Origin of the sequence: Amycolatopsis umgeniensis (assembly GCF_014205155.1) — a bacterium.
In the GTDB taxonomy this organism is placed as follows: domain Bacteria; phylum Actinomycetota; class Actinomycetes; order Mycobacteriales; family Pseudonocardiaceae; genus Amycolatopsis; species Amycolatopsis umgeniensis.
This window is the reverse complement of the sequence record NZ_JACHMX010000001.1, coordinates 2,259,505-2,276,087: the sequence shown is the minus strand read 5'-3', so window position 1 is coordinate 2,276,087 and position 16,583 is coordinate 2,259,505. Positions and strand designations below refer to the sequence as shown.

General features: G+C 68.5%; 14 protein-coding genes and 1 riboswitch. Of the genes, 13 read left to right on the top strand and 1 reads right to left on the bottom strand.

Annotation, left to right across the window (positions count from 1 at the left end; genetic code table 11):
- Nucleotides 1-54: 54 nt before the first annotated feature.
- Nucleotides 55-993, top strand: coding sequence for a hypothetical protein (locus HDA45_RS10110; protein ID WP_184894026.1), 939 nt, complete (start codon nt 55-57; stop codon nt 991-993).
- 321 nt (nt 994-1,314) lie between these two features.
- Nucleotides 1,315-2,568 carry an aspartate--tRNA(Asn) ligase gene (aspS, locus tag HDA45_RS10105; protein ID WP_184894024.1) on the top strand — a complete coding sequence of 418 codons (1,254 nt, stop codon included), beginning with the start codon at nt 1,315-1,317 and terminating at the stop codon, nt 2,566-2,568.
- A gap of 52 nt (nt 2,569-2,620) precedes the next feature.
- Here aspS and HDA45_RS10100 read toward each other — a convergent pair whose 3' ends face one another.
- Complete coding sequence (locus HDA45_RS10100; protein ID WP_184894022.1) at nt 2,621-3,145, bottom strand: YflT domain-containing protein; 525 nt, start codon at nt 3,143-3,145, stop codon at nt 2,621-2,623.
- Nucleotides 3,146-3,373: 228 nt separating this feature from the next.
- On the opposite strand from HDA45_RS10100, the gene HDA45_RS10095 reads away from it, so the two are divergent.
- From HDA45_RS10095 to HDA45_RS10045, 11 genes are all read left to right on the top strand, one after another.
- The gene (locus tag HDA45_RS10095) at nt 3,374-4,738 is read left to right on the top strand and encodes a glutamine synthetase family protein (RefSeq protein ID WP_184894020.1); all 1,365 of its coding nucleotides are present in this window, start codon (nt 3,374-3,376) and stop codon (nt 4,736-4,738) included.
- Nucleotides 4,719-5,432 carry a gamma-glutamyl-gamma-aminobutyrate hydrolase family protein gene (locus HDA45_RS10090; RefSeq protein ID WP_184894018.1) on the top strand — a complete coding sequence of 238 codons (714 nt, stop codon included), beginning with the start codon at nt 4,719-4,721 and terminating at the stop codon, nt 5,430-5,432. The genes HDA45_RS10095 and HDA45_RS10090 overlap by 20 nt, the downstream gene beginning before the upstream one ends.
- On the top strand, nt 5,429-6,793 hold the full coding sequence (locus tag HDA45_RS10085) for an aldehyde dehydrogenase family protein (protein ID WP_184894016.1): 1,365 nt from the start codon (nt 5,429-5,431) through the stop codon (nt 6,791-6,793). Before HDA45_RS10090 ends, HDA45_RS10085 begins: the two co-directional genes overlap by 4 nt.
- The gene (locus HDA45_RS10080) at nt 6,793-7,560 is read left to right on the top strand and encodes a 3-oxoacyl-ACP reductase (RefSeq protein WP_184894014.1); all 768 of its coding nucleotides are present in this window, start codon (nt 6,793-6,795) and stop codon (nt 7,558-7,560) included. The genes HDA45_RS10085 and HDA45_RS10080 overlap by 1 nt, the downstream gene beginning before the upstream one ends.
- 187 nt (nt 7,561-7,747) lie before the next feature.
- Nucleotides 7,748-8,131 (top strand): four-helix bundle copper-binding protein, encoded by a 384-nt coding sequence (locus HDA45_RS10075; RefSeq protein ID WP_184894012.1) that lies wholly within the window; start codon nt 7,748-7,750, stop codon nt 8,129-8,131.
- A gap of 314 nt (nt 8,132-8,445) precedes the next feature.
- A riboswitch (glycine riboswitch) is annotated at nt 8,446-8,550 on the top strand.
- A 43-nt stretch (nt 8,551-8,593) separates the two neighbouring features.
- Nucleotides 8,594-11,425: an aminomethyl-transferring glycine dehydrogenase gene (gcvP, locus tag HDA45_RS10070; RefSeq protein ID WP_184894010.1), complete on the top strand. Its 2,832-nt coding sequence runs from the start codon at nt 8,594-8,596 to the stop codon at nt 11,423-11,425.
- Nucleotides 11,426-11,433: 8 nt separating this feature from the next.
- The gene (gene gcvT, locus HDA45_RS10065; protein ID WP_184894008.1) at nt 11,434-12,525 is read left to right on the top strand and encodes a glycine cleavage system aminomethyltransferase GcvT; all 1,092 of its coding nucleotides are present in this window, start codon (nt 11,434-11,436) and stop codon (nt 12,523-12,525) included.
- A gap of 17 nt (nt 12,526-12,542) precedes the next feature.
- On the top strand, nt 12,543-12,920 hold the full coding sequence (gcvH, locus tag HDA45_RS10060; protein ID WP_184894006.1) for a glycine cleavage system protein GcvH: 378 nt from the start codon (nt 12,543-12,545) through the stop codon (nt 12,918-12,920).
- 1 nt (nt 12,921) lies between these two features.
- Nucleotides 12,922-14,190, top strand: coding sequence for a serine hydroxymethyltransferase (glyA, locus tag HDA45_RS10055; RefSeq protein ID WP_184894004.1), 1,269 nt, complete (start codon nt 12,922-12,924; stop codon nt 14,188-14,190).
- Nucleotides 14,187-15,188, top strand: coding sequence for a lipoyl synthase (gene lipA / locus HDA45_RS10050; protein ID WP_184894002.1), 1,002 nt, complete (start codon nt 14,187-14,189; stop codon nt 15,186-15,188). Before glyA ends, lipA begins: the two co-directional genes overlap by 4 nt.
- A 16-nt stretch (nt 15,189-15,204) precedes the next feature.
- Nucleotides 15,205-16,578: an L-serine ammonia-lyase gene (locus HDA45_RS10045; RefSeq protein WP_184894000.1), complete on the top strand. Its 1,374-nt coding sequence runs from the start codon at nt 15,205-15,207 to the stop codon at nt 16,576-16,578.
- Nucleotides 16,579-16,583: the final 5 nt, after the last annotated feature.

Below are 16,583 nucleotides of genomic sequence, written 5' to 3'. Positions count from 1 at the left end.
CCGGAAGATCAGGCTTCTCCTACCAGCCGGAACCGAAAACCGAAGGTAGGAGCCATGATCCGCAGCCTGATCCTCGCCGCCGCGGCGACCCTCACCGCCGTCGCCACCCTCCCCGGAACCGCGTCGGCGGACAAGATCGGCACCCCGCCCCCCTGCGTCAAGGCCACCGACGTCTACGGCGCCGACTTCGACGTCAAGCAGTGCGGGGTCAGCGACGTCGACCAGTTCCGCGCCGGACTGGAGAACGACGGCAACGCGTACTGCGGACCGGCTTCGCTGTATAACGTCCTGCACTACTGGGGTCATGTGAAGGGCGCGCCGGTCGGCTGGTTGACCACCAAGGTCGGCCAGCTCGACCCGCTGGACCAGGCCGACTACAACGTCATCACCAACTCGATCGGGCGGATCGGCGTCGACGCGAAGTACGACGGCAAGACGACGCTCGGCAACCTGCAGAAGGCGTGGACCATCGCCACGAAACCGGCGCGAGACGCGGGCTGGACGTCCTCGACCGGGAACGTGAGCACCGCGGGCACGGCCGACTTCTCCGGCGAACTGGCGAAGAAGCTCAACGAAGGCCCGCTCCAGATCGCGTACGGCCGCTACAAGGCCGGACCATGGGGGAGCCTGCAGCGCTCCGGCGGGCACATCGTCACCGTGGTCGCGGCGAAGGGTTCGTTCAACGGCGACACCGTCCAGCTGAAGCTGTCCGACCCGGGACGCGCCGGTGACCACAACACCCCCGGCTACCTGAGCACCCAGTCGGGCTACCAGCTGCTGGACGTCACGCTGGAGAAGAAGACGATCTGGGAGTACCGGCCGGTCACCGACGACCCCGACACCGGCGTCGACGAAAGCCTGGAGCCGGGCACCTTCCGGTTCGTCGAGCGGTGGGAGCTCACCGGGCCGCAGTACATCGGCAGCACGCGGCAGATGATCGAGAACTTCAACTGGTTCGACATGGCCGCTCCGCAGCACTACGACGGTCACTGACCTCGGCGAAACAAGGATGCGAGCGTTGCCCCGGAGGACGTAACCTCCGGGGCAACGCGCTGACGGAGACGAGTAGCCGGGGAGCCCGCGAGACCGAGAGAGCCGCCGGTAGCTGTGAAGGCGGCCTCGCGCCCTTCGGTGAAGACCCTCCCGAGTGCGGGGAGGAACGGCGCACGCGCCCGATGCCCCGCCGTCCGGCCCCCGTCATCGGGCCTTCGAGGCCGCCGCTCGTCCAGGGTGGCGGCGAAAGTGCGGTGGTACCGCGAGTCCCCTTCTCGCCCGCACTCCCAAGGGATCGCGCACATCCGTACAGGAGTTGTGATGATCTCGCGTGTCCTCGTCGCCGACCTGCCCCGCCACGTCGGCGACCGTGTCCGCATCGCCGGCTGGGTACACCGCCGGCGTCGGCTGAAATCCGTCACCTTCCTGGTGATCCGGGACCGATCCGGGCTCGCCCAGGTCGTCCTCGCCGAAACCGGCTGTCCGCCGGAGGAAACCGTGGTCGAGGTGGAAGGCTTCGTCACCGCCAATCCTCAGGCACCCGGCGGCCTGGAAGTCACCGAGCCGACGGTCGGACTGCTGTCCGAACCCGCCGAACCGCCGCCCTTCGACCTCTACCGGCCGTCGCCGCAGGCCACCTTGCCCACGGTGCTGGACAACGCGGCCGTCGCGCTGCGACATCCGCGGCTGAAGGAGGCCTTCACGATCGCGGCGGCGAGTGTCGCCGGGTTCCGGTCCGCGCTCGACGGCCTCGGGTTCACCGAAACCCATACGCCCAAGATCGTCTCGTCGGCGACCGAGTCCGGTGCGAACGTCTTCGGGATCGACTATTTCGGCGAGCAGGCGTATCTCGCTCAGTCGCCACAGTTCTACAAGCAGGCGCTGGTCGGGGTGTTCGAGCGGGTCTACGAGGTCGGCCCGGTCTTCCGCGCCGAACCGCACGACACCGCGCGGCATCTCGCGCAGTACACCAGCCTGGACGCCGAACTCGGCTTCATCGACGGCCACCACGACGTGATGACCGTGCTGAGGGAGGCGCTGGCGGGAATGGTCGCGGCCGTGCCGGAGGCCGGAGTCGTGGTGCCCGAGGAAATCCCGGAGATCCCTTTCGCGGACGCCCAAGAGCTGATCGCACGGCTGTCCGAGGAGGACCCGCGCGGCGAGCCCGACCTCGCACCCGCGCACGAACGGTTGCTTTCGGACTGGGCGCAGCGCACGCACGGATCGGAATTCCTCTTCGTGACCGGGTATCCGATGGCGAAGAGGCCGTTCTACACGCATCCGGACCCGGAACGGCCGGAGTACTCCAACAGTTTCGACCTGCTGTTTCGCGGGCTGGAGCTGGTGACCGGGGGCCAGCGGCTGCACCGGCACGCCGACTATCTCGCCGCGCTGGCGGCGCGGGGTGAACCCGCCGAGCCGTACCGCGACTATCTGGCCGTCTTCGCGCACGGGATGCCGCCGCACGGCGGGTTCGCGCTCGGTCTCGAACGGTGGACGGCCCGGTTGCTCGGGCTGCCCAACGTCCGGCAGGCGACGCTCTTCCCTCGGGACCTGCACCGTCTGACCCCGTGAAAGCCGGAAGCCGGCACCTCGCGACGAGGTGCCGGCTTCCGCGGGACGAGGCTCAGTGGGTGAACGCGCTCCTGGCGGCCAGGTCGGCCAGCAGGGCACGGCCCTTCTCGGCGTTGCGCGGCTGGGCCAGGACGTCGTAACGCCGGGCGACCAGCTGGCTCTGCGAGATGAACCCGCGCTTGTTCTTCGAAGCCGCGTACCCCAGCGCGCCGAACAGCAGGTTGAACCCGATACCGCCGACGAGGCCGACGATGATCGGAACCAGTCCGGCGCCCGGGTTCAGCAGGCTCAGCACGAGGCCGAGGAACACACCGAACATCGCGCCCGAAAGCGCCGAGCTGGTGAGCACCTTGCTCCAGCCCATCCGCCCGGCGATCCGTTCGACCAGGATCGGTTCGACACCGACGATGGTGACGTCCGTGATCGGGAAGTCCGTTCCCGCGAGGTGGTCGACCGCACGCTGCGCATCGGAGTACGACTCGTAAGAGCCGATCGGCCACCCGCTGGGCAGCGTCGGGAGCTGAGCCCGCCCCTGGGGCTCGGTGAACGTGGTCTGCTGCGTGAATGCCTGTGTCATTCCTTCTCACCTCTCTTGATCCGTACAACGTTCCGGAGGTACGGATCTCCTCCCGGTCCGGCGGGATTCACAGCATCTTCTCAGCCGGGCATCAAAGACAATCCGCCCAGGGATCAACTACAGTCCGCAATGGATAACCAACCAGACCATTAGTGGAGTTGACCGGGTCGGGCTGACCCGGTAGGAAGAAGCCGCAAAGGTACCGCTTCGAACCTTTAGGTGAGGCTGATGGCGAACAGGCGCGGCATGCTCACACTGGATCGGCTCCGGGAACTGGTCGAGGAGGGCGCCGTCGACACGGTGCTGGTGGCGATCACCGACATGCAGGGCAGGCTGCAGGGCAAACGCTGCGCCGCCGAATACTTCCTCAACGAGGTCGTCGAGCACGCCACCGAAGCGTGCAACTACCTGCTCGCCGTCGACGTCGACATGAACACCGTCGACGGCTACGCGATGTCTTCCTGGGAGACCGGCTACGGCGACTTCGTCATGCGTCCGGACTTCGACACGCTGCGCCTGCTCCCGTGGCAGGAGGGCACCGCGCTCGTCCTCGCGGACCTCGAACGGGTGCAGGGCGGCGCCGTGGCCCCGTCGCCACGGCAGATCCTGCGCGGGCAACTCGACAGGCTGGCCGCGCTCGGTCTCAGCGCCCATGTCGGCACCGAGCTGGAGTTCATCGTCTTCGACGACACCTTCGAGTCGGCCTGGGACAAGCGGTACCAGGACCTCCGCCCCGCCAACCAGTACAACGTCGACTACTCGATGCTCGGCACCGCGCGGATCGAGCCGCTGCTGCGCCGGATCCGCAACGACATGGGCGGCGCGGGGCTGTACGTCGAGTCGGCCAAGGGTGAATGCAATCCCGGCCAGCACGAGATCGCGTTCCGCTACGCCGAGGCGCTGGCCACCTGCGACAACCACAGCATCTACAAGACCGGGTCCAAGGAGATCGCCGCGCAGGAGGGCAAGAGCCTCACGTTCATGGCGAAGTACAACGAACGCGAGGGTAACTCCTGCCACATCCACATCAGCCTGCGCTCCACCGCCGGTGAGGCCGTCCTCGCCGGCGACGGACCGGGCGGGTTCTCCCCGCTGATGGAGCACTTCCTCGCCGGTCAGCTCGCCGGCCTGCGCGAGCTGACGTACTTCTTCGCCCCGAACATCAACTCCTACAAGCGTTTCGTCCCCGGCAGCTTCGCGCCGACGGCCGTCGCGTGGGGCACCGACAACCGCACGTGCGCGCTCCGCGTCGTCGGCCACGGGGAGTCGCTCCGCACCGAGAACCGGGTCCCCGGCGGCGATGTGAACCCGTATCTCGCGGTGTCCGCGCTGATCGCGGCCGGGCTCCACGGCATCGAGAACGAACTCGAGCTGGAGCCCGAGTTCCAGGGCAACGCCTACGGTTCCGGCAAGCCGACCGTGCCGACGACCTTGCGGGAGGCCGCGGAGCTGCTGGACCGGAGCGAGCTCGCCAGGACCGCGTTCGGGGACGAGGTCGTCGACCACTATCTGAACGCGGCGAAGGTCGAGAACGCCGCGTACGACGCCGCCGTCACCGATTGGGAGAGGATCCGTGGCTTCGAACGGCTCTGAACCCCTCATCGGGCTCACGTCCTATCTGGAACCCGCGAAATTCCTGGTGTGGGAGACGGAAGCCGCGCTGCTGCACCGGGTCTACGTGGACGGCATCGTCGCGGCGGGCGGGATCCCGGTCCTGCTGCCGCCGGTGAGCGACGCGCACGACAGGCTGGTGTCCGCGGTGGACGGTCTCGTGCTGGTCGGCGGCGCCGACATCGAGCCCGCCCGCTACGGCCAGGAGCAGCACCCGACGACGTACGTCCGGCCGAACCGGGACGAGTTCGAATTCGGCCTGCTGCGGTCCGCTTTGGACAGTGGGAAACCGGTGCTGGGCGTGTGCCGCGGGCTGCAGGTGCTCAGCGTCGCGCTCGGCGGGACGCTCGCCCAGCACCTTCCGGACACTTTGGACACCAAGGTTCACCAGCCCGCGCCCGCGACCTTCGGTACCACTACGGTGAGGCTTGCCGAGGGCAGCCGGGCCGCGGCGATCCTCGGCACCGAGACCAAGGTGCCGTGTTATCACCACCAGGCCATCGACAGGCTCGGCGACGGGCTGGTCGCGACAGGCTGGGCCGCCGACGGGACCATCGAAGCGGCGGAACTACCCGGTGCCGGGTTCGTACTCGGCGTCCAATGGCATCCAGAACAGAATCCCGACGACACAAGGCTTTTCGAAGCGCTGGTGACAGCTGCGAAGGAGCGCTCATGACCACGTTCGAGGTGATCAACCCCGCCACCGAAGAAGTGGTGCGGTCGGTCGAGCCGACCTCGGCCGAGGAGACCGACGCGGCGATCGCCCGCGCGCAGGCGGCGTTCCCCGCCTGGCGTGCGGTGACCCCCGGCGACCGGGCACGGCTGCTGCGCCGGTTCGCCGACGCCGTCGACGCCGACATCGAGAACCTCGCCCAGCTGGAAGTCGCCAACGCGGGGCACACGATCGGCAACGCGCGCTGGGAGGCGGGCAACGTCCGCGACGTGCTGACGTACTACTCGGCGTCGCCCGAGCGGTTGAGCGGCAAGCAGATCCCGGTACCCGGCGGGGTGAACATGACGTTCCACGAGCCGCTCGGCGTGGTCGGGGTGATCGTGCCGTGGAACTTCCCGATGCCCATCGCGGGCTGGGGTTTCGCGCCCGCGCTGGCCGCCGGGAACACCGTCGTGCTCAAACCGGCCGAACTCACCCCGCTGACCGCGATCCGCCTCGGCGAGCTGGCCCGCGAGGCAGGGATCCCCTCGGACGTCTTCCAGGTGCTCCCCGGCAAGGGATCCGTGGTGGGACAGAGGTTCGTGGACCATCCGGCGGTGCGCAAGGTGGTGTTCACCGGCTCCACCGAGGTCGGCAAGCAGATCATGGCTGGCTGCGCCGCGCAGGTGAAGCGGGTGACGCTGGAACTCGGCGGCAAGAACGCGAACATCGTCTTCGCCGATTCCGATCTGGAGAAGGCCGCGGCCACCGCGCCGTACGGGGTGTTCGACAACGCGGGGCAGGACTGCTGCGCGCGGTCGCTGATCCTGGTGCAGGCGAGCGTGTACGACCGGTTCATGGAGCTGCTGGAACCCGCGGTGAAGGGTGTAGTCGTCGGCGATCCCCGCCTCGAGATGACCGAGATGGGCCCGCTGATCTCGGCCGGGCACCACGCGAAGGTGTCGTCCTATGTGGACGACGCCGCGCCGGTGGCGTTCCGGGGGAGCGCGCCGCTGGGGCCGGGCAACTGGTTCCCGCCGACCGTCGTCACCCCGCCGGACCTGCGGCATCCGCTGGCCTCGGACGAGATCTTCGGCCCGGTCGTCGCGGTGGTCCCGTTCACCGACGAGGCGGACGCGATCACCATGGCCAACCACACCGAGTACGGCCTGTCCGGCTCGATCTGGACCCGCGACGTCGGCCGCGCCTTCCGCGTCGCGCGCGGCGTCGAAGCCGGGAATCTCTCGGTCAACTCGCATTCGTCCGTCCGGTACTGGACGCCGTTCGGCGGGTTCAAGCAGTCCGGGCTCGGCCGCGAACTCGGCCCGGACGCTGTCGACGCCTTCACCGAGACCAAGAACGTCTTTATCAGCACGGAGGAATGATGGTTCAGCGTTTCGAAGGCCGCGTCGCGGTCATCACCGGCGGCAGCAGCGGCATCGGTCTCGCCACGGCGAGGCGGCTGGCGAGCGAGGGCGCGAAGGTCGTCATCGGCGACATCTCCGCCGAGGCGGGCAAAGCCGCGGCCGACGAGGTCGGCGGCCGGTTCATCCAGGCCGACGTCACCGACGCCGACCAGGTCGAGGCCCTCTTCCAGTCCACAGTGGACGAATTCGGCTCGGTCGACGTCGCGTTCAACAACGCCGGCATCTCCCCGCCCGAGGACGACTCGATCCTCACCACGGGCATCGACGCGTGGGAGAAGGTGCAGAAGGTCAACCTGACCTCGGTGTACCTGTGCTGCAAGGCCGTGCTGCCCCATATGCAACGGCAGGGGAAGGGCTCGATCATCAACACGGCGTCCTTCGTCGCGGTGATGGGCGCGGCGACGTCGCAGATCTCCTACACCGCGTCCAAGGGCGGGGTCCTGGCGATGAGCCGGGAACTGGGCGTGCAGTTCGCGCGGGAGAACATCCGGGTCAACGCGCTGTGCCCGGGTCCGGTGAACACGCCGCTGCTGAAGGAACTGTTCGCGAAGGACCCCGAGCGGGCCGCGCGGCGGCTGGTGCACGTGCCGGTCGGGCGGTTCGCGGAGCCGGAGGAGATCGCGGGCGCGGTCGCCTTCCTGGCGAGCGACGACGCCTCGTTCATCACGGCGTCGCAGTTCCTGGTGGACGGCGGGATCTCGGGAGCCTACGTCACCCCTTTGTGAGGGACCCCGCGCTGTCCGTGAAGGCCTCCTTGAGGGACCCAGGGTCCCTCAAGGAGGCCTTCACGGACTTGCTTGCCCGGGCGTCACTCGTCCCGGTTGCTGGGATGGCGTACCCCTGACCTGCGCGGTAGTCCTGAGACGCGGAGCCGCCCGGTTCCGCGATCCGAGAAGCGCGGAGGCCCCCAGGATGACCCGGCAGATGAGCACCGCCATGCGCGACTGCATCGACCTGTGCAACGAGTGCCACGTCAGGTGCGAGGAGATGATGACGCGCTGCATGGAGATCGGCGGCGCCAAGCTCGGGATGATGATGGTGACCTGCGCGGACATGTCGCGGATGAGCGCTGACATGATGATGCGCTGTTCGTCCATGGTCGCCGACCTCGAGATGATGCGCATGTGCGCGAAGATGTGCGGCCTGTCCTCCCAGATGATGCGCATGTGCGCCGAGGAGTGCGCCAAGACCGGCGACGCCGAACTCGCCGAGGCCGCCGACATGATGATGCGCTGCGCCGAGCTCTGCGGCACCATCACCGCCGAAATGATGATGGAGAACGCGGAACTCGCGTGATCAGAGCCGTAACTCGCGTGATCAGGCCCGTGACTCGCGTGATCAGAGCCGTGACTCATGAGTTCCGCCTCTGATCACGCGAGTTCCGCTTCTGATCACGCGAGTGACGGCCGTCCGGGCACCGCGGGTGTCCGGGCGAACGGGAGAAGTGACGTGTCCGGCCAGAAGTAGACGCGCGCCGAACACGCCAGGTACGGTGTGCGCACAACTGCAGACAGGGCCGTTGAGCTGGAGCGGGAGAGCCCCCACGAACGTGGTGGGGCACCGAAGGAGCAAACTCCCCGGAATCTCTCAGGTACCCACTACCGCTTCCGCGAGGCCACTCTGGAAAGCAGGCGCGCAAGTGCGCCTCACCCAAGGTGAAAGCCACCCCGTTCACGGGTGGTGAAACTCTCAGGTGCCATGACAGAGGGGGAGTTCCCAGCGCACCGGTCTATCCGGCGCCTGATTGAAGGAGCTCCCTTGACCAGTACGTCCTTCGACGACCGGCACATCGGCCCCTCGGAGTCCGAGCAGGCCAAGATGCTCGCCGAGGTCGGCTACGGCAGTCTCGATGCCCTGGTCCAGGCCGCGGTGCCGTCCGCGATCCGGGTCACCCGTGACCTCGAGCTTCCCCCCGCCGCGTCCGAAGAGGACGCCATCGCCGAGCTCCGCGCGCTCGCCGCGCTCAACAAGCCGATGACGCAGATGATCGGCCTCGGCTTCCACGACACGGTCACCCCGGCGGTCATCCGCCGCAACGTGCTGGAGAACCCGGCCTGGTACACGGCGTACACGCCGTATCAGCCGGAGATCTCGCAGGGCCGTCTCGAAGCCCTCCTCAACTTCCAGACCATGGTCTCCGAGCTGGCCGGTCTCGCCACCGCGAACGCCTCGCTGCTCGACGAGTCCACCGCCGTCGCCGAGGCCGTCATGCTGATGCGCCGCGTGTCGAAGTCCAAGTCGAACAAGGTCGTCCTCGACGCCGAGTGTCTCCCGCAGACCATCGCCGTCGTCCGCACCCGCGCCGAGGCCATGGGCGTCGAGGTCGAGGTCCGCGACCTGCTCACCGGCCTGCCGGAAGAGTTCTTCGGCGTGGTCGTGCAGTACCCGGGCGCTTCCGGCGTGCTGCGCGGCGCGGGCTTCTACTCTGCCATCTCCGAGACCGCGAAGGCCGCCGGCGCGCTGTACACCGTCGCCGCCGACCTGCTCGCCCTCACGCTGATCACCGCGCCGGGTGAGTTCGGCGCCGACATCGCCGCCGGTTCGACCCAGCGCTTCGGTGTCCCGCTCGGCTACGGCGGCCCGCACGCCGGGTACATGGCCGTCCGCACCGGGCTCGAGCGTTCGCTGCCGGGCCGCCTCGTCGGCGTTTCGGTCGACGCCGACGGCAACCCCGCGTACCGCCTCGCCCTGCAGACCCGCGAGCAGCACATCCGCCGCGAGAAGGCCACGTCCAACATCTGCACCGCGCAGGTCCTGCCCGCCGTGCTCGCCGCGATGTACGCGGTCTACCACGGTCCGGACGGCCTCAAGCGCATCGCGACCCGCGTCCACGAGCTCGCCGCCGGGCTGGCGGGCGCGCTGCGCGCAGGTGGCGTCGAGGTCGTCCACGAGGGCTTCTTCGACACCGTCCTCGCCCGCATGCCCGGTCAGGCCGAAGCGGTCGTCGCCGTCGCTCGCGAGAACGGCATCAACCTCGGCCCGGTCGACGCCGACCACGTCCGCATCGCCGTCGACGAGGTCACCACGCCCGCGATCATCGCCAAGGTCCTCAACGCCTTCGGGATCGAGAACAAGGCCGAAAGCATTCAGTCGCTGCCCACCGGCCTCGGCCGCGAGAGCGAGTACCTCACCCACGAGGTCTTCCACTCGCACCGCTCCGAGACGGCGATGCTGCGGTACCTGCGCAGCCTGTCCGACCTGGACTACGCGCTCGACCGCGGCATGATCCCGCTCGGCTCCTGCACGATGAAGCTCAACGCCACCACCGAGATGGAGCCGATCAGCTGGCGCGAGTTCGCGGGTATCCACCCGTTCGCCCCCGCCGACCAGGCCGAGGGCTACCACGTGCTGGTCGAGCAGCTGTCGAGCTGGCTGGCCGAGGTCACCGGCTACGACAAGGTGTCGCTGCAGCCGAACGCGGGCAGTCAGGGCGAGCTCGCGGGCCTGCTCGCGATCCGCGCGTACCACCACGCGAACGGCCAGGCCGAGCGCGAGGTCTGCTTGATCCCGTCGTCCGCGCACGGCACGAACGCCGCCTCCGCGGTGATGGCCGGGATGCGCGTCGTCGTGGTCAAGTGCACCGACGAGGGCAACGTCGACCTCGAAGACCTGCGCGCCAAGGTCGAGGCCAACCGCGAAACGCTCTCCGCGATCATGGTCACGTACCCGTCCACGCACGGTGTGTACGAGAACGGCATCGACGAGCTGGCCAAGATCGTCCACGACGCGGGCGGCCAGGTCTACGTCGACGGCGCGAACCTCAACGCGCTGCTGGGTCTCGCCAAGCCGGGCGAGTTCGGCGGCGACGTCTCACACCTGAACCTGCACAAGACCTTCTGCATCCCGCACGGTGGCGGCGGCCCCGGCGTCGGCCCGGTCGCGGTGCGCGCACACCTCGCGCCGTACCTGCCGAATCACCCGCTGCTGGAGAAGGCCGGTCCCTCGACCGGCGTCGGCCCGATCAGCGCCGCCCCGTACGGCTCGGCGTCGATCCTGCCGATCTCGTGGGCGTACGTCCGCATGATGGGCGCGGGCGGGCTCACCGCCGCGACGCAGGTCGCCGTCCTCGCCGCGAACTACGTGGCCAAGCGCCTCAACCAGCACTACCCGGTGCTCTACACCGGCCAGGACGGCCTCGTCGCGCACGAGTGCATCCTCGACCTGCGCGGGCTCACCAAGGAGACCGGCGTCAGCGTGGACGATGTCGCGAAGCGCCTGATCGACTACGGCTTCCACGCCCCGACCATGTCGTTCCCGGTCGCGGGCACGCTGATGGTCGAGCCGACCGAATCCGAGGACCTCGGCGAGATCGACCGCTTCATCGCGGCGATGATCGCCATCCGCGGCGAGATCGACGCCGTCGCGCAGGGCAAGTGGGCCGCGGACAACAGCCCGCTGCGCAACGCCCCGCACACCGCCGAGACCCTGGTCGGCGACTGGGACCTGCCCTATGACCGCGAACTGGCGGTGTACCCCGCCGGGGTGAACCGCAAGGCCAAGTACTGGCCCCCGGTGCGTCGCATCGACGGTGCGCGCGGGGACCGTAACCTCGTCTGCTCCTGCCCGCCGCTCAACGCCTACGAGAACTGAGGCACTCGATGTCGAAAGAGACGTCCCTGCACGGAGTCCACAAAGGACTCGGTGCGCTGTTCACCGACTTCGCGGGCTGGTCGATGCCGATCCGCTACAGCAGCGAGCTGGCGGAGCACAAGGCGGTCCGCGAGACGGCGGGCCTGTTCGACCTCTCCCACATGGCCGAGATCGAGGTGACCGGCCCGCAGGCCGCCGACGTCCTCGACTTCGCACTGGTCGGCAACCTGTCCGGCGTCAAACCGGGCCGGGCGCGCTACACGATGATCTGCGACGAGACCGGCGGCGTGCTGGACGACCTGGTCGTCTACCGCCTCGCCGACGAGAAGTTCCTGGTCGTGGCCAACGCGGGCAACGCCGCCGTCGTCGCGGAAGCACTGGCCGAGCGGGTCTCGGGCTTCGACGCCGTCGTGGACAACAAGTCCGAGGACGTCGCGCTGATCGCCGTCCAGGGGCCGAAGGCGGTCGAGATCCTCGGCGCCGTCACCGACGCCGACCTCGGCGCGCTCAAGTACTACGCGAGCGTCCCGGCCGTCGTGAAGGGTCACGACGTCCTGCTCGCCCGCACCGGGTACACCGGTGAGGACGGCTTCGAGCTGTACGTCCCGGCCGGTGAGGCTCCCGCCGTCTGGCGCATCCTCACCGAGGCCGGCGAGCCGCACGGTCTGCTCCCGGCGGGCCTCGCCTGCCGCGACACGCTGCGTCTCGAAGCCGGAATGCCGTTGTACGGCAACGAACTCAGCCTCCAGCTGAGCCCGTACGAGGCAGGCCTCGGCCGCGTGGTCAAGTTCGAGAAGCCGAACGACTTCGTCGGCAAGGCCGCGCTGGAGGAACTGTCCAAGAAGGACGTTCCCCGGGTCCGCGTCGGGCTCAAGGGCTCCGGCCGCCGCGCGCCGCGTCACGGCTACACCGTCCTTTCCGGCGAGACCGAGATCGGCGAGGTCACCAGCGGTGCCCTGTCGCCGACCCTCGGGTACCCGATCGCCATGGCCTATGTGGACCGGGAGCACTCCGAGCCCGGCACCGAGCTTTCCGTCGACATCCGTGGCCGCATCGAGCCCGTCGAGGTCGTCGCCCTGCCCTTCTACTCCCGCGCCTGAAAGGCCCTTGAACGACCATGAGCATCCCCCAGGACCTGAAGTACACGAAGGAACACGAGTGGCTGAACGTCGTCGACGGCGTCGCCACCGTGGGCATCACCGCCTTCGCCGCCGAGTCGCTCGGTGACATCGTGTTCGTCCAGCTTCCCTCGGTCGGCGACACCGTCACCGCGGGCGAGGTGTTCGGCGAGGTCGAGTCGACCAAGTCGGTCAGCGAGCTGTACGCACCCGTGGACGGCGAGGTCGTCGAGGTGAACGGCGCCACAACGGACACCCCCGAGCTGATCAACTCGGACCCGTACGCCGAAGGATGGCTCCTGAAGGTGCGTCTGTCCGGCGACGTGCCCGCCCTGCTCGACGCCCAGGCGTACGCCGTCCTGACCCAGGAGAACTGACATGTTCAACGCCGCCCTGTCCGAAGTGGACCCCGAGGTCGCCGCGGCCGTCGCCGCCGAACTCGACCGGCAGCAGTCGACCCTGGAAATGATCGCGTCGGAGAACTTCGCCCCGGTGGGCGTGCTCGAGGCGCAGGGTTCGGTGCTGACCAACAAGTACGCCGAGGGCTACCCCGGCCGCCGCTACTACGGCGGTTGCGAGCACGTCGACGTCATCGAGCAGCTGGCGATCGACCGCGCGAAGGCCCTGTTCGGCGCCGAGCACGCCAACGTCCAGCCGCATTCGGGCGCGCAGGCCAACGCCGCCGCCATGGTCGCGGTGCTCAACCCCGGCGACACCATCCTCGGTCTCGACCTCGCCCACGGCGGTCACCTGACCCATGGAATGAAGATCAACTTCTCGGGCAAGCTCTACAACGTCGTCGCGTACCACGTCGACAAAGAGACCGGGATCGTCGACGTCGAGGAGATCGAGCGCCTCGCCAAGGAGCACAAGCCGAAGCTGATCATCGCCGGCTGGTCGGCGTACCCGCGTCAGCTCGACTTCGCCGAGTTCCGCCGCATCGCCGACGAGGTCGGCGCGAAGGTCATGGTCGACATGGCGCACTTCGCCGGTCTGGTCGCGGCCGGGCTGCACCCGAGCCCGGTGCCCTACGCCGACATCGTCACCACGACCACGCACAAGACCCTCGGCGGCCCGCGCGGCGGCATCATCCTGTCCCGTCAGGAACTCGCCAAGAAGATCAACTCGGCGGTGTTCCCCGGCCAGCAGGGCGGACCGCTGGAGCACGTGATCGCCGCCAAGGCCGTCGCGCTGAAGGTCGCCGCGAGCGAAGAGTTCCGCGAGCGTCAGCAGCGGGTGCTCGAGGGCGCGAAGATCCTGGCCGACCGCCTCTCGCGCACGGACTGCGCCGAAGCGGGCGTCCGCGTGCTGACCGGCGGCACCGACGTGCACCTGGTGCTCGTCGACCTGGTCAACTCCACTTTGGACGGTCAGCAGGCCGAAGACCGGCTGCACTCGGTCGGCATCACGGTCAACCGCAACGCCGTCCCGTTCGACCCGCGCCCGCCGATGATCACCTCGGGCCTGCGGATCGGCACGCCCGCGCTGGCGACCCGCGGCTTCGGCGCCGAGGACTTCGCCGAGGTCGGCGACATCATCGCCGAGGCCCTGCGTCCGGACTTCGACGAGGCCCTGCGCCAGTCGCTGTCCGCCCGTGTCGAACTGCTGGCGAAGAAGCACCCGCTGTACGCGGACCTCAACCGATGAGCGCGCTCCCCGAGGGGCGCAAACTTCTCCGGCTCGAAGTCCGCAACGCGCAGACCCCGATCGAGAAGAAGCCGCCGTGGATCAAGACCCGCGCGCGGATGGGCCCCGAGTTCACCGAGCTCAAGGGCCTGGTCAAGCGCGAAGGCCTCCACACCGTGTGTGAGGAGGCCGGTTGCCCCAACATCTACGAATGCTGGGAAGACCGCGAGGCGACCTTCCTGATCGGCGGGGATCAGTGCACGCGGCGGTGTGACTTCTGCCAGATCGACACCGGCAAGCCGGAGGCGCTGGACACGACCGAGCCCCGCAAGGTCGCCGAAAGCGTCCAGGCGATGGGTCTGCGTTACTCGACGGTGACCGGTGTGGCGCGTGACGATCTCGAGGACGGCGGTGCGTGGCTGTACGCGGAGACCGTGCGTCAGATCCACGCGCTGAACCCGGGTACCGGTGTCGAGTTGCTGATCCCGGATTTCAACGCGGATCCGGATCAGCTGGCCGAGGTGTTCGGTTCGCGGCCGGAGGTTTTGGCGCACAACGTCGAGACGGTGCCGCGGATTTTCAAGCGGATCCGGCCGGGTTTCCGGTATGCGCGGTCTCTTGAGGTCATCACGCGGGCTCGTGAGGCCGGTTTGGTGACGAAGTCGAATCTGATCTTGGGTATGGGCGAGACGCCGGAGGAGGTGGCTCCGGCGATGAAGGACCTGGTCGACGCGGGCTGCGAAATCCTGACGATCACCCAGTACCTGCGTCCCTCGCCGCGGCACCATCCGGTGGACCGGTGGGTCAAGCCCGAAGAGTTCGTCGAGCATTCGAAGGCCGCCGAAGCGATGGGTTTCGCTGGTGTGATGGCCGGACCGCTCGTACGCTCGTCTTATCGGGCAGGTCGTCTCTTCGCCCAGACGAAGGCCCACCGCGGCGAAGCGCTGTCGGAGAACTTGGCCCATCTCGCCGCCGAAGGCCCCGCGGCACAGGAAGCCAGCTCACTGCTGGCCAGATAGGAAGGAGGGCAGATCAATGGCGATCAGCGTCTTCGACCTGTTTTCGATCGGCATCGGCCCCTCCAGCTCCCATACGGTGGGCCCGATGCGCGCCGCGCTGACCTTTGTGGACGGTCTGGCCGCCGACGGTGACCTGGCGGCCACGACACGTGTCCAGTCCGAACTCTTCGGGTCGCTCGGCGCGACCGGGTTCGGGCACGGCAGCGACAAGGCCGTGCTGCTGGGGCTGTCCGGGGAGCGTCCGGAGGAGATCGACACCGACACGGTGGCGGGCAAGATCGCGGAGATCCGCGAATCCTGCCTGCTGAAGGTGCGCGGTGAGCACGAGATCGTGTTCACCGAGGACACCGACTTGACCATGCACCGCCGGAAGTCGTTGCCCGCGCATCCGAACGGCATGATCTTCCGCGCTTTCGACGCCGACGGGAAGGTGCTGCGCGAGCGGACCTACTACTCGGTCGGCGGCGGCTTCGTACGCGACGAGTCCTACGAAACCGACACCGTCGTCGTCGAGGACTCGACGAAACTGGAGTTCCCGTTCCGCACCGGCGCGGATCTGCTGAAGCACTGCGAGGACTCCGGGCTGCCGATCAGCGAGGTCATGCTGCGCAACGAGCTTTCGTGGCGCACGCGTGAGGAGGTCCGCGAGGGCCTGCTGGAGATCTGGCAGGTCATGGTGGAGTGCGTGCACAACGGCTGCGAACACGAGGGCGTCCTGCCTGGCGGCTTGAAGGTGCCTCGGCGCGCGAAGGCGTTGCACGAGAAGCTGCTCGCCGAAGACGGTGTCGGCGATCCGCTGTACGCCATGGACTGGGTGAGCCTGTACGCGCTGGCGGTCAACGAGGAGAACGCCGCGGGCGGGCGTGTCGTCACCGCGCCGACCAACGGCGCGGCGGGGATCATCCCGGCGGTGCTGCACTACTACCAGCGGTTCATCCGGGGCTCGTCGGACGACGGCATCGTGACGTTCATGCTCACCGCGGGCGCGATCGGCTCGATCCTCAAGCAGACGGGCTCGATCTCGGGTGCCGAGGTCGGCTGCCAGGGCGAGGTCGGTTCGGCCAGCGCGATGGCCGCCGCCGGGCTCACCGAGGTCCTCGGCGGTTCGCCCGCGCAGGTGGAGAACGCCGCCGAGATCGGCGTCGAACACCACCTGGGGCTGACCTGCGACCCGGTCGGTGGGCTGGTGCAGATCCCGTGCATCGAGCGCAACGCCGTCGGTGCCTCGAAGGCGATCCACGCCGCGCGGATGGCGATGCGCGGCGACGGTTCGCACGTCGTGACGCTGGACAAGGCGATCAAGACGATGCGCGAGACCGGTGCCGACATGAGCGTGAAGTACAAGGAGACCGCGCGGGGCGGCCTGGCCGTCAACGTCATCGAGTGCTGAGCCGG